This window comes from Shewanella litoralis (assembly GCF_009828585.1).
GTDB lineage: Bacteria > Pseudomonadota > Gammaproteobacteria > Enterobacterales > Shewanellaceae > Shewanella > Shewanella litoralis.
In genome coordinates, this window is sequence record NZ_WSRZ01000096.1 from 1 (window position 1) to 461 (window position 461).

The 461-nt window shown below is 42.1% G+C and carries 1 protein-coding gene; it reads left to right on the plus strand.

Going from position 1 to position 461, the window contains the following annotated elements; translation table 11 throughout:
- On the plus strand, nucleotides 1-461 hold a 461-nt coding region (locus tag GQA99_RS20275), incomplete at both ends, for an IS110 family RNA-guided transposase (protein ID WP_160057016.1).

Sequence of the window (461 nt, forward strand, 5' to 3'; positions counted from 1 at the left end):
GATTTGGCAAAAAATGTTTTCCAAGTTTTAGGAATGGATAGCCATGCAAAGCAAGTCTTCAATAAACGGTTAAATCGCACTCAGCTGATTGAGTTTATGTTGCAACAACCCCATTGCGATGTGGTCTTTGAGGCTTGTTATTCATCCCATTACTGGGGACGAAAATTTCTTGCTATGGGGCATAACGTTAAGCTCATTCCAGCACAACATGTCACCCCGTTCGTGCGAGGCAGTAAAAATGACAACAATGACACAATGGCGATTTTTGAAGCCAGCTTTAGGCCAAACATTCGTTTCGTGCCAGTGAAAACCGAAGAGCAGCAAGAAATATTGATGTTACACCGAGTCAGAGAACGTTTAGTGAAGGAGAAAACTGCCTGCACTAATCAAATTCGGGGTGTATTAGTCGATTTTGGGATTTGCTTTGCCCAAGGTTATAAAGCATTTGAAGTGGCTATGTG